Annotated in this window: 12 protein-coding genes; 8 read left to right on the top strand and 4 right to left on the bottom strand. The window is 49.6% G+C overall.

The features are described from left to right. Positions 1–98: 98 nt before the first annotated feature. The gene (locus tag POF51_RS16295) at positions 99–926 is read left to right on the top strand and encodes a DUF2161 domain-containing phosphodiesterase (RefSeq protein ID WP_069848268.1); all 828 of its coding nucleotides are present in this window, start codon (positions 99–101) and stop codon (positions 924–926) included. 29 nt (positions 927–955) lie between these two features. Here the strand turns inward: POF51_RS16295 and POF51_RS16290 are convergent, their stop codons facing one another. The 3 genes from POF51_RS16290 to POF51_RS16280 are packed head-to-tail and all read right to left on the bottom strand — an operon-like array spanning position 956 to position 2,762. Continuing rightward, positions 956–2,161 (bottom strand): NAD(P)/FAD-dependent oxidoreductase, encoded by a 1,206-nt coding sequence (locus POF51_RS16290; protein WP_271755729.1) that lies wholly within the window; start codon positions 2,159–2,161, stop codon positions 956–958. Next, positions 2,158–2,493, bottom strand: a complete 336-nt coding sequence (locus tag POF51_RS16285; RefSeq protein ID WP_017252217.1) for a (2Fe-2S)-binding protein — start codon at positions 2,491–2,493, stop codon at positions 2,158–2,160. The genes POF51_RS16290 and POF51_RS16285 overlap by 4 nt, the downstream gene beginning before the upstream one ends. Continuing rightward, positions 2,490–2,762, bottom strand: a complete 273-nt coding sequence (locus tag POF51_RS16280; protein WP_069848264.1) for a (2Fe-2S)-binding protein — start codon at positions 2,760–2,762, stop codon at positions 2,490–2,492. Before POF51_RS16280 ends, POF51_RS16285 begins: the two co-directional genes overlap by 4 nt. Before the next feature lie 147 nt (positions 2,763–2,909). Here POF51_RS16280 and POF51_RS16275 point away from each other — a divergent pair, with 147 nt between their 5' ends. The 7 genes from POF51_RS16275 (at position 2,910) to POF51_RS16245 (ending at position 10,439) form a co-directional block, all read left to right on the top strand. Beyond that, positions 2,910–3,977 carry a M24 family metallopeptidase gene (locus POF51_RS16275; RefSeq protein WP_069848261.1) on the top strand — a complete coding sequence of 356 codons (1,068 nt, stop codon included), beginning with the start codon at positions 2,910–2,912 and terminating at the stop codon, positions 3,975–3,977. A gap of 221 nt (positions 3,978–4,198) precedes the next feature. Next, positions 4,199–5,866 carry a peptide ABC transporter substrate-binding protein gene (locus POF51_RS16270; protein WP_106834266.1) on the top strand — a complete coding sequence of 556 codons (1,668 nt, stop codon included), beginning with the start codon at positions 4,199–4,201 and terminating at the stop codon, positions 5,864–5,866. Between the two features lie 21 nt (positions 5,867–5,887). Next, complete coding sequence (locus POF51_RS16265) at positions 5,888–7,033, top strand: branched-chain amino acid ABC transporter substrate-binding protein (protein WP_069848256.1); 1,146 nt, start codon at positions 5,888–5,890, stop codon at positions 7,031–7,033. Between the two features lie 40 nt (positions 7,034–7,073). Further along, positions 7,074–7,976, top strand: a complete 903-nt coding sequence (locus tag POF51_RS16260) for a branched-chain amino acid ABC transporter permease (protein ID WP_069848253.1) — start codon at positions 7,074–7,076, stop codon at positions 7,974–7,976. Between the two features lie 3 nt (positions 7,977–7,979). Then, the gene (locus POF51_RS16255) at positions 7,980–8,987 is read left to right on the top strand and encodes a branched-chain amino acid ABC transporter permease (protein ID WP_069848251.1); all 1,008 of its coding nucleotides are present in this window, start codon (positions 7,980–7,982) and stop codon (positions 8,985–8,987) included. Continuing rightward, positions 8,950–9,726, top strand: coding sequence for an ABC transporter ATP-binding protein (locus tag POF51_RS16250; RefSeq protein WP_271755726.1), 777 nt, complete (start codon positions 8,950–8,952; stop codon positions 9,724–9,726). The genes POF51_RS16255 and POF51_RS16250 overlap by 38 nt, the downstream gene beginning before the upstream one ends. Then, on the top strand, positions 9,723–10,439 hold the full coding sequence (locus tag POF51_RS16245; protein WP_069848245.1) for an ABC transporter ATP-binding protein: 717 nt from the start codon (positions 9,723–9,725) through the stop codon (positions 10,437–10,439). Before POF51_RS16250 ends, POF51_RS16245 begins: the two co-directional genes overlap by 4 nt. A gap of 662 nt (positions 10,440–11,101) precedes the next feature. Here POF51_RS16245 and POF51_RS16240 read toward each other — a convergent pair. Then, positions 11,102–12,862 carry a sigma-54 interaction domain-containing protein gene (locus POF51_RS16240; RefSeq protein WP_069848242.1) on the bottom strand — a complete coding sequence of 587 codons (1,761 nt, stop codon included), beginning with the start codon at positions 12,860–12,862 and terminating at the stop codon, positions 11,102–11,104. Between the last annotated feature and the right edge of the window lie 30 nt (positions 12,863–12,892).

The raw sequence follows: 12,892 nt of genomic DNA, 5'->3' as shown, positions 1-12,892 counted from the left end.
CACTCTTAGCAATCATGCGTATTCAGTTTTGAAGGAATAACGAAGAGAGGAGTCAATCCACTGGATTGGCTCTTTTTCCTATAAAAGAAGGGGAGCACATGAAACCAAAAGCAGAGAAGAAATATGAAGCTGACATGTACGAACCGATTCGGAATTATTTTGTCACACAAGGATATGACGTTTTTGGTGAGGTCAAGCATTGCGATTTAACGGCCATCAAAGGCGATGAACTGATCATTGTTGAGTTTAAGCGCAACCTAAGTGTGGAGTTGCTCATACAGGCAACCAAGCGACAACGCTATACCGATTTTGTTTATATGGCAATCCCTAAGCCCAAATACAAATTGTTTTCGAAAAAATGGCAAGATATATGCTACTTGGTTAGACGTCTTGAGCTCGGTCTCATTCTCGTGTCCTTTCCAAAAAGAGGGCCCGCAGTCATGGAAGTAAATATTTCACCGGGACCGTTTGATCGGGTAAAAAGCAAGCAATTCAATCAAAAAAAGCGAAACCGCATCATTGAAGAGATGCGGGGAAGATACGGCGATTACAATGTTGGCGGCAGCTATCAAACCAAGCTCATGACGGCCTACAAGCAGAGCTGCATTCAAATCGCGACGTTGCTTCAGCAGTATGGGCCGTTATCGCCTAAAGTACTCAAGAGTAAAGGGGCGGGGGAGAAAACCTCGTCGATTCTTATTCAAAATCATTATGGATGGTTCGCTCGTGTGCAACGAGGACTGTATGCGATCACTCCGACAGGAGAGAGAGAAATCGCGGAATATCCTGAGCTTATTGCTCACTATCGTGAACAGGCAGAGGAAATACACGATACGCTTACTGTGGATTCAGAGTTGCCGTCTTCATCAACTACCAAGGGACAAACCAGAAAGAAAAAACAAAGGCAGCCTGCTGTGAAAGAATGACAGGCTGCCTTTCCTATTGAAGGAATGAATTAGTTCGCGATCCATTCTGCTGTCATTTGCCCCACCAGTGCACGCCCAGCCACAATGTCTGGATGGAACTGAATCGTTGCGTTTTGGCGGACGAATTTCACTTGTTGAATGGCATCCGATAACGGCTGTTCATTCTTCAGCTTCCCCCGAGCTTTTGCGATAGAAAGTCCAGCGACCGTGCCTTGAGCCATTGCTACTTTGGCACTTTCAATTCCCGTGATATTGCCGGCAACATAGAGTCCAGGGACTGGCGTTCGCATGCTTTCATTGTGTAAGGGGACATGCCCGCCCAAAGAGGGAACATAGGCAAAAGGGCACCCAGCAATCGCTGCCAATTCGGCGAGTGGGCTTAATGCACCTGCGATACAGACGAAATCAGCTGGAATGACTTGTTCGGTTCCAGCTATGGGTGAACCATCGGCGGCAACTCGGGCGATACGGACACCCTCGACTTGAGAGGTTCCGACGATCTCCAGTGCTGCTGTTCGCAGTTGAATCGGGATGTCCCACATAGAAAACCCGTTTGAGGGGTAGAGGGACACTGCCAGCTTTTGCATCCATGAACTTCCCATTACTTTGCTCCCCATCCGAATAATCAGAGAAGGGGCAAGATGGGCGACGCGCAATAAAGATTGCATCACTGCTTGTGGTTGTCCCGCAGTGCCACTGACAGTCGTACTAGATGGGAGAATCATTCGATCCACCGCAATTCCAGCCAACTGCAATTCCCGGGATATCGCCACCGATAAGATATTAATTCCAATGACTACCCCGCGTTGTCCTACTCGCACTCGCTGCACATTTGTCATGACTTGAGCAGCTCCGATGGACATCACGCCAGGTAACGTCCACCCTGGCACGGGTACGGCTGCTTCAGAAGCCCCCGTTGCGATCAGGAGCAATGGGACTATCATTTCCCCCTGTGTCGTAGAGACGACCCAGCCATTCTGGGATTGCGTCAAATGGAATACGGAGACGCCGCAACAGAGCTCTACACCGAGATGTTTCGCTTCCTCCGTGAGCCGGGCTGCCTCATCCAGTCCATTCCACCACACACCGTCCGGTTCTTCGTGAAGCTGTCCAAGCAAGCGGCCCCCAGGGCGATAAAACTCATCGACTACACGAACAGCCAATCCCTGCCTGGCACTAGCAATTGCTGCAGATAAGCCGGCAGGACCAGCCCCGATGATGAGAAGGTCGATCATGCACCATGCCCTCCTTTTTTCAAAGGGGTAGGAAGGATTGAACCTGCATTCACTTGCATGCCTTCCTGCACAAGCGTCATACAAGCACGCACGGTAGGGACACCATCTACATGGACGCGACATTCATAGCAGTGACCGATATTGCAGTAAATTCCTCGAGGTGTTCCCTTTTCCTCATGCACCCGAAGCGTACGGACCCCTGCGGCCAATAGGGCTCCCGCAATCGTCTCGCCTTCGTAAGCCGTATAGACAGAGCCGTTATAATAAAAAGGAAGCTGCTTTCTGTCACCAAGTGAACCGAGGACCGGATGGTGATCAATTCGTTGGCTCATGCCCGTTGCCCCCCAATCGTTTGAAATGAGACAGGACGGATAGGCGGTTGGTATCCAAGAGATACAGTATGAGAAGGCGCTTGGCCAGTTACTTGCTGAATGACCTGATCGATCAATGTACGGCAGGTTCTCCCACCGCAGCAGCCCATTCCGGCTCTGGTCCGTAGTTTCAGCTCGCGTGCGGTACATGGATAGGTTTGGGCGGTCTCTACCAATTCAGCGAGAGTTACTTCTTCACAACGGCAGATAATCAATGGATGCGATTCCATGATGATGCCTCCTTTCATTCTTGCTTGATGAAAATGCAAGTGTCGTGCCATGGAGAACTGAGTGAGATCGTCCTGACTGGCACAATACTTGCTGAATATTCTCAAAGAACGATCCTAATCACGACAAACAAAAGAGGGATGACAGAGATGGAAAAAGTAACAAGACTGCGTGAGCAATTCGATTCACTTGGAATCGACGGGATTGTGATCACCAATGGACAAAACCGCCGATACCTCACAAACTTTACAGGTACATACGGAGTTGTCCTCATTTCAAGGGACCAGGCCAAGCTCTTCACAGATTTCCGTTACACAGCCCAAGCGCAAGCACAAGCAACAGGCTTTGAGATCGTTTATTTGCCGACAAAAGAATCCGTATACAGTGAAGTAGCGCGCCAGGCGGAAGCGATGGGGATCAACCATCTCGGCTTTGAGGAGGAGAATGTCTCGTTTGCCTTGCATCGCAAATACAGCGAGGCCGTCCAAACAGCATTCATTCCGACGTCAGGTGTCATTGAGGGATTGCGGATGATTAAGACAAAGGAAGAACTGGCGATCATCCGAACGGCTGCGCAAATCGCCGATGCGGCATTCTCTCATATTACGTCCTTCTTGCGCCCCGGGATCACAGAGCTTGCGGTGTCTAACGAATTGGAAATGTTCATGCGAAAGGAAGGGGCGTCGGGTTCTGCTTTTGACATCATTATTGCTTCTGGTTATCGTTCCGCACTTCCTCATGGCGTAGCGAGTGAAAAAATGATTGAAGCCGGAGATATGGTCACGTTGGACTTTGGTGCATTGTACCAAGGGTATCGCTCTGATATTACCCGAACGGTTGCTATTGGCACTCCTGATGAACAGCTCAAAGCTATCTACGAGATCGTTTTAGAAGCACGCAATCGGACTGTTGCAGGCATTCGTCCTGGTATTACCGGGAAAGAGGCAGACGCCTTCTCAAGGGACTACATTACGGAGCACGGCTATGGCGAACGATTTGGGCATGGGATGGGCCATGGAGTGGGTCTCGATATTCATGAAGAGCCATTTATGTCCACACGTTGCACCGCTGTTCTCCAAGAAGGCATGATTTTGACCGTGGAGCCGGGGATTTATATCCCAGAGCTTGGTGGGGTCCGTATCGAAGACGATCTGGTTGTTACAGAGAGTGGCAATGAGGTCCTTACACATTCACCGCGCGAATTGATCATTTTGTAAATCGAGAGACAAAAGCCTTGGCCGAGTAAGTGGGCTGAGGCTTATTTTGTCTAATAGCGGTGTCTAAGTTTTGAAACACAACAAGGTATACAGTGTACAAAAAAATTTACAACAACTCACTCTAGAACGAAGTCACTGCCGCCTTCCATTTTGGCATACCTCTTGCATTCTGATAATTCTGAAAACCAAGACATAACGACTGAATAATGGGGGTTGATCAAATGAAAAAAAGTATGTTTGCGGTAATGAGTAGTCTAGCAGTCATGGGATTAGCGTTAGCAGGATGTGGAGGAGGACAGCCAGCAGCGAAGCCAGCCGAGCAAGCATCACAGACTGGACAGTCGAGCACGCAGCCAGCACCTGCCACCCCGTCTAAAGAACCAGCAAAAGCACAAGTTTTACGCTGGAATCTTCACTCCGAACCACCTACAGGTGATCCTGGACTTGCGGAAGACACGACTTCTGCTGCCATCGTCAAAGCAGTTTTTGATGGACTGACACGCATCGGGCCTTCGGGCAAGCCGGAGGAAGCAGTAGCTGAGAAGATTGAAGTATCGAGTGATATGAAAACATACACTTTCAAGCTGAGGGACTCCAAGTGGAGCAACGGAGAACCGGTCACAGCCCACGACTTCGAATACGCGTGGAAGCGAGCTCTCGATCCGAAGACAGCGTCTAATTATGCCTACCAGCTCTATTACATCAAGAATGCGGAGAAGGCCAACAAAGGGACTGGCAGCTTGGAAGATGTCGGCGTAAAAGCATTGGATGACAAGACCCTCCAAGTAGAGTTGACGAATCCAACCCCGTTTTTTCTGGAACTAACCGCCTTCCAAACTTATTTCCCGGTAAATAAAAAGGTAGTCGAGACAGATGAAAAATGGTCTGGAGAAGCCAAAACACACGTTGGAAATGGTCCATTCAAAATGGAGTCTTGGGAACACAAAAGCAAAATGGTACTCGTGAAAAACGACAACTACTGGGACAAAGATAGCGTCAAGCTGGACAAGATCGAGTTCTCGATGGTGGAGGATGAAAACACAGAGCTGTCCATGTTCGAAAATGGCGAGATTGACTGGGCAGGCAGTCCGTTAAGCTCGCTGCCAACAGATGCGATGCCAGCGCTTAAAGACAGCGGAAAGCTGCAAGTGAAGCCTGTCGGTGCTACCTACTGGTACAAGTTCAATACAGAGAAACCTCCGTTCAATAACGTGAAGATTCGTAAAGCTTTTGCCTACGGCATTAACCGTCAAATTTTGATCGACAACGTACTCCAAGCGAATCAGCAGCCAGCAATGGCAGCAGTTCCTCCGACAATGGGACTCAATACAGGCGGTTATTTCAAAGACAATGATCAAGAAACGGCGAAAAAGCTGTTAGAAGAAGGAATGAAAGAGTTGGGCATCTCTAAACTGCCGCCGATCAAGCTCAGCTACAACACGTCGGAAGGGCATAAAAAGATTGCAGAAGCGATTCAGGACCAATGGCGCCAAAACCTTGGAGCAGAAGTGAAGCTGGAAAATCAAGAATGGAAGGTGTACCTCGAGACCATGCACGAGGGCAACTACCAGGTCGGGCGTCTTGGCTGGTCGGGTGACTTCAACGATCCGATCAACTTCCTGGAACTGTTCAAGGAAAAGGACGGAGGAAACAACGATACGCGTTGGGAGAATCCGAAGTTCAAAGAGCTGTTGAACCAGTCAGCCACAGAGAGTGATCCGGAAAAGCGCAAGGCGATTCTGCGTGAAGCCGAACAAATCATGATGGACGAAATGCCGATTATGCCGATCTACTTCTATACGCATACATGGGTGAAGAATGACAAGGTAAAAGGAATCTTCCAGGATGGTCTAGGTGCAATCGACTGGAAATGGGCATCAATCGAATAATATTCGAATGGGGGATGGGCTATGAAAAAATGGGGAAGTGTGATCGTCGCAGCGATGTTGACTCTAACGCTTACTGTAGCGGGATGTGCCAATCAAGGATCTTCTACTGGTGGTGCAGACGCTAGCGAGATACTCGTCGGTGTGATTTTACCAATAACTGGTAATAACGCAACGGATGGAAAAGACATGCAAAACGCCATCGAAATGGCTGTCAAAAAAATAAACGACAGCGGTGGAGTTGTTGGAAAAAAATTGAAGGTCGAAGTGGCTGATGATGGTTGCGATCCACAAATGGCGACGACAGCAGCCAATAAGCTGGTCTCCCAAAACGTAGTGGCTGTCGTCGGTGGCTACTGCTCAGGCGCGACACTCCCCTCATCGGGTGTATTCAAAAACGCCAACATTCCCATGATCGTTCCCGCAGCCAACTCAGCCAAATTACCCGCTCAAGGCTATGACACCCTCTTTTTGATCAATGGCCTAACCCCAGACCAGGCACAAACCGCAGCAGATTATATGGCAGCGAACCAGGCGAAAAAAGTTGTGCTCATCCATGATAATTCTGCCTACGCGAAAGACTTGGCTGATTTTGCCAAAGCGTCCGTTGAAAAATCCGGCGGTACTGTCATTGCGTATGAAGCAATCAATCCAGAAGAAAAAGATTTCAGTGCGCTGGTAACCAAAATAAAAGGCCTCCAGCCGGACGCGACGTATTTTACCGGCTATTATGCGGCAGGCGGACTCATGGTCAAGCAATTCAAGCAAAAAGGCGTATCTGGTCTGTTCTTCGCAGGCGATGGCTCATTCAGTGAGGACGTCATCAAGATTGCAGGCGCAGACAATGCGGAAGGGCTTTTGATTACCGCGACACCTACAGCAGAATTCATCGAGGGAGCAGAAGCTTTCACTTCTGATTACAAGCAGACGTACACCAACTTGGCACCGGGTCCTTTCTCTGCGTTGAGCTACAATGCGGTCAATCTACTGGCAGATGCGATCGGACGAGCGAACTCGACTGATCGTGACGCCATCAAAAAAGCGATCAAAGAAACAAAAGATTTCAAGGCACTCGGTCAAACAATCTCGTTTAACGCCCAAAATACGCTGGATAACTCCAACTTCGCCGTCTTGAAGGTGACGGGTGGCAAGTTCACGTTAGCGAAGTAGGACATACGTCAATCTTGCTTCAAGTAAGGATGGTGGAGGAATGGACATTCTCGTCCAAACGCTGGCGGACGGACTGGTCATCGGTGCTTTTTACAGTTTGCTTGCATTGGGCTACACGATGGTTTTTGGCATTATCAAGCTGCTCAATTTCGCGCATGGCGATTTGTACATGCTCGGTGCATTTGTCGGATATACCTTGCTCAGCGTGCTCGGCGGAGACTCTTCCGGAGGAGGCTTGATGGGAATATTGATTGTCTTATTGCTGACGATGGTGATTGTCGGCGTCATCGGGATGGGGATCGAGAGGGTGGCTTATCGACCGCTCCTGTTGGCTCCACGACTTTCTATCCTGATTACGGCAATTGGTGTCTCTCTCTTTTTGGAAAACGGCTCGATGATTGTTTGGGGCGCGCAGTATCAAGTGTATCCCTTGCAGCTTTCTCACGACGGCATTAGCCTCTTAGGGGCCAAAATCACGTATGTCCAAATCGGTCTTGTTATCATCTCTGCGCTTTTAATGCTGGGCTTGCATCTTTTCATCAATCGCTCCCTGTACGGCAAGGCTATGCGAGCGATTGCGCTTGACCAGACGGCTTGTCATTTAATGGGCATCCATGTGCATAAAGTCATTGGCTTGACCTTTTTCATTGGTGCTTCGCTTGCAGCAGGTGCAGGCACGATGGCAGGTGCTTATTACGGAACCGTCAATTTCATGATGGGCTTTGTCATTGGACTCAAGGCGTTTACGGCGGCGGTTTTGGGGGGGATTGGCAGCATTCCGGGCGCGATGTTGGGTGGGCTGCTGCTCGGTATGATGGAGACAGCCGGAACATTTATTTTCGGCGGTTCATGGAAGGACGTCGTGGCGTTTTCCTTGTTGATCATGATTCTCGTATTGAAGCCAACGGGGATTATGGGTGAGAAAGTGACAGAGAGGATGTAGCGGATGAATCCATCTCGAAAAAAAATCGCTGTTGTCCTGTTGCTCGCCGTCGCGTGTGTACTGCCTTTTCTGTCCAATAACTACTGGCTGGATGTTGCGACACTTGCCTTGTTCTACGTTGTCTTGGCCCAGGGGTTGAATGTGGTAGTCGGCTTTGCTGGATTACTCGATTTGGGCTACGCCGCCTTTTTTGCGGTAGGCGCTTATACGACAGGCATTCTGATGACTGTGTATCAATGGTCGTTTTGGCTGACCTTGCCTGTGGCCATGGTATTTGCGGCTATTGTGGGTGTGATCATCGGTGCGCCGACACTTCGACTGCGCAGTGACTACTTGGCAATTGTCACCCTCGGATTTGGGGAAATTATTCGTATTTTAGCGATCAATCTTACTATTACCGGATCAGCTTCAGGCATTTACGGAATCCCGCGTCCTTCTATTGGGGGCTATGTTCTTGGAGGCCAGATCGACTTTTACTATTTGATCTTGATCATTGCTGTTTTGGCGGTCGTGGCTGTAAAACGGTTGGGCACATCCCGCATCGGCAGGGCGTGGATGTATATCCGCGAGGACGAGGATGCTGCCGAGGCGATGGGCATTAACCGGATCAATATGAAGCTGCTGGCGTATTCGATCGGAGCTGTCATCGGGAGTCTGGCTGGTTCTGTTTTTGCTGTCAAAATGAGTGCGATTGCGCCGCTCAGCTTTAGCTTTACCCAGTCCATCATGATACTTCTGGCAGTGGTATTGGGAGGCTTGGGCAGCATTCCTGGCGTCGTCTTGGGTGCCGTGCTGGTCATTGCCTTGCCGGAGCTGCTGCGCTCAGTGGAAGATTGGCGGTATTTGATCTTCGGCGCCGCGCTGGTCGCGATGATGCTGTTTCGCCCCCAAGGACTGTGGCCTGCCCGCTATGAGATGAAACGAGGCGCTAGACGTAGCAAGACCGAGGAGGCTACGGAAGGGGGCAGTGGTAATGACGTCAAGCTTGACAATGAAAAATGTAACGCTTAAATTCGGCGGTCTGACTGCGGTAAACGATTTGTCTTTTGATATCAGCCCAGGCTCGATCAGCAGTATCATTGGCCCGAATGGAGCGGGGAAAACATCCGTCTTCAACATGATCACCGGATTTTACCGTCCGACTGCGGGGCAGATCATCCTTGCAGGCAACCAGCTCGTAGGAAAAAAGCCAAGCCAAATCACACGGCTCGGCATGGCGCGAACGTTTCAAAACTTGCGGCTGTTTCCGAATTTGACGGTTTTGGATAATGTCAAATCAGGCATGCACAGCCGCACGAGCCAAACCGTCTGGGGAGCACTCTGGCAGACGAGGGCACAGCGCCGAGAGGAACAGTTGATCGAGGATACGGCAAGGGACTGCCTTCGCTTCGTGGGGATGGAAAACAGTTGCTGGCGCATTGCCAAAAACTTGCCGTATGGCGCCCAGCGGTATTTGGAAATCGCGCGGGCCTTAGCTACCAAGCCGCGAGTGCTGCTCCTCGATGAGCCTGCTGCGGGGCTGAATTATGAGGAGAAGGAAGACCTGATTGCTTTGATCAAGCGAATCCGCACCCATTACGAGTTGACAGTGTTGATTATCGAGCACGATATGGGTTTGATCAAAAAAATCTCGGAAAAAGTAATCGTCCTCGACTACGGACAGAAGATCGCAGAGGGAACTCCAGAGGATGTGCTCAGCAATCCGCGTGTCGTAGAAGCCTACCTGGGAAAGGAGGAGGAGGCGATATGACACCACTTTTGACAATCAGCGGCATTCATTCGTTTTACGGGAAAATTGAAGCGCTTAAAGGCATCGACCTACAGGTGCATGAAGGAGAGATTGTCGCACTGCTAGGTAGCAATGGTGCAGGCAAGAGCACGACACTCAAAACGATTTCTGGAATCGTTCGACCAAGCAGTGGAGATGTCTTGCTTCATGGACAGAGTCTCGTAGGCTGGGCTCCTCACCAAATTGTCGAGGCAGGCATCATCCATGTACCAGAAGGCAGGCGGATTTTTGCTGGCTTGACTGTGCGTGAAAACTTGGAGCTAGGCGGTTTTGCACAGCGAAAAGAGAAGGCGTCCATCGCAGAGGGGATTGAGCAGGCTTTCGCGCTGTTCCCTCGATTGAAGGAGCGGAGTGAACAAATGGGAGGAACGCTGAGCGGAGGCGAGCAGCAAATGCTCGCAATCTGCCGCGGTCTCATGGCACGTCCAAAGCTCTTGATGTTAGATGAGCCGTCGATGGGGCTCGCCCCGATTATTGTGGTTGAGATCATGAATATAATCAGAGAAATAAACAGGCAAGGCACGACGATCCTTTTGATCGAACAAAATGCCAAGGCAGCGTTGAAGCTTGCTCATCGCGGCTATGTAATGGAGACAGGGAGCATCGTCATGGAAAATAAAGCAGACGTGCTTCGGGCCGACGATTCAATCGTCAAGGCGTATTTGGGCGCGTAAGTAAGTGCCCGATGACAAAGGAGGAATCAACCATGGAATTGATCCGTATTTTGTCTGAGGTGTTGCCGCCTAAAGCGGGGCGACGTTTTCCTGATTTTTGTTCGAGGTGGCGTACGAAATTTAAAAAGAAGCTGTAGTGGAGGGAAGAAGCGTATTTCCAGTCTACGCTTCGGCCTACGCCCCGCAAGGGGGAGAGGACTGTCCGCTCCGGAATGAATGGCGGGAGCGCTTCAAACGTAGAAGTTTCGAGGAAGGATTCCATAAGTGAAGCTGAAATTCCCCGCCATTCATTCCTGCGCTGGGGCGGGCTCCAGAGGCACTTGGACTGGAAATCTGCTTCTTCTTACGCAGCTTTGGTAACACATAATTGTAAGTCGATTCAAGAAGGAAAAACGCCTGTTCACGAGCATTGAGTCATCAAAACGAACCACAAATGCTTCACGATCATGATTCGATAACTCAAGATGATCAGTTAGCACATGTAATCTACCTTGATCACCCCAAAAACGGTTTGAAAAGCTGGATGTACACAAAACAGCTCGAAAAGCCCTGTCACATGTTTGGAAGGAGACCGCCCGAACGAAGAGAGGATACAGGCGACTGGAAAACATGTGGCAGGGCTTCCCCATGCAAAACCGTTGACGAACAACGTATTTTCTTTTTTACTTACCCAACTTGTTATAGAGCGTAGCACGCGATATGCCAAGTCTTTTCGCAGCGGCCTGCTTGTTGCCATTTTCCAGCTCGATGGCTCGCAAAATGACACGGCGCTCATGCGCTTCGATTTCTTCTTGCAGAGAAAAGAGATCGGGAGGGAGCTCAATCGGTACCTGTTTCGTCTGACCTTGCAAGGAATACGGCAAATCTTCTTCTTTGATAATACCGTCTGTCGCAAATACCACCAATCGTTCAATGGCATTTCGCAGCTCGCGAATGTTGCCTGGCCAGTCGTATTGGAGCAGGTTTTGCATCACATTTTGCGAGATGGCATGAATGGGACGGTTGTAACGTAAAGAGAATTCATAGAGAAAAAAGTGGGCGAGTTCAATCGTATCTTCAATGCGTTCTCGAAGAGGAGGAATTTTCAGCGTCACGACATTGAGCCGATAGAACAGGTCTTGGCGAAACTTTCCTTCCTTTACTAACTCCTCCAAATTTTTATTCGTGGCGGCAACCACGCGGAAGTCCGCCTCAATCTGCTTGGTCCCTCCGACCGAATAATATTTTTTCTCTTGAAGCACGCGAAGCAGCTTCACTTGCATATCGAGCGGCATTTCTCCTACCTCGTCGAGAAACAGCGTTCCACCACGTGCCAGCTCAATCATTCCTTTTTTCCCTTTTTGATCCGCACCAGAAAAGGCACCTTTCTCGTACCCGAACAGCTCACTTTCAAACAAAGTAGGCGAAATCGCACCGCAGTTGATGGCGATAAAGGGCGCATTGGAGCCTTCCCGTACATCATGCACGGCTTTGGCGAAAAGCTCCTTGCCGACGCCACTTTCCCCTGTGATCAAGACGGTTGCTTGTGTAGCGCTGAGCTTTTGGATCATGGACTTGATATGGCGAATGGGGAGACTCGTTCCCTTGATCTGTGCAAATGGATCAGGGGTCGGACTGAGCTTCGCCATTTCTTGCTGTAAGTGGTTCACTTTTTTGTTGGCGTTCAACAGCTCCTGATTCAGTCGGACCTGGCTCGTGATATCGGTTTCCGCCGCGACAGCACCGATGATTTTGTCATGCAAATAGATCGGATTGGTATTGATGAGCACGACGAGATCCTCCCGCGGCTGATGCTGATGACGGTAGAGAGACTGTCCGCTTTGCAGAGATTTGAGCGTTTCGAGCATCTCGAGTGGGAAAAATTCGGTGATCGGGCGACCAATCGTTTCTTTTGCTTTCAAGGAAAAGATTCGTTCAGCCCCTTCTGTCCAAACCATCACACGTGCTTTTTCGTCGATGACGGATATAGAAGCGTCCATGGTCTTGATCATCGTCTCGAAATACGCTTCCAAGATCTCGTACGAGGAAAAAATGGCTTGTATGACTGCGCCTCGATGAAGGTAGCCGATAGGGACTCCGGGCTGTTTTTCGATCAGGAGATAGTTGTGAGTAGCTAGCAGGTGGATAGCGTCGGCCAATGTTGAATCCAGTGTCGTCACAGCAGCTGGTTCCCAAGGGGCTTGTGTGCAATCGATCGTCAAGTTGACGGTTAAATGGGAGGAATTGGCCACATACCAGGTGGCTTGACGCTGGACAAATACAGGAATGGTTTCGTCCAACTGAGGAGGGAAAAGCTCTTGGTCGTTAAAAATCCGCATGTTTGTCTGTATCAACTCGGTTAAGGCAGGAAGTTTGTGATTCAACTCGATCATCCCTTTTAAAAGAGGTAGTTCAAGTGTATAAAATTTTGAACATTTTCTCATTTATTATACATTCGCTCTTTCGGTTGTCAA

This window comes from Brevibacillus sp. AG (assembly GCF_028369215.1).
In the GTDB taxonomy this organism is placed as follows: Bacteria; Bacillota; Bacilli; order Brevibacillales; family Brevibacillaceae; genus Brevibacillus; species Brevibacillus porteri.
This window is presented reverse-complemented; position numbering and strand designations above follow the sequence as displayed.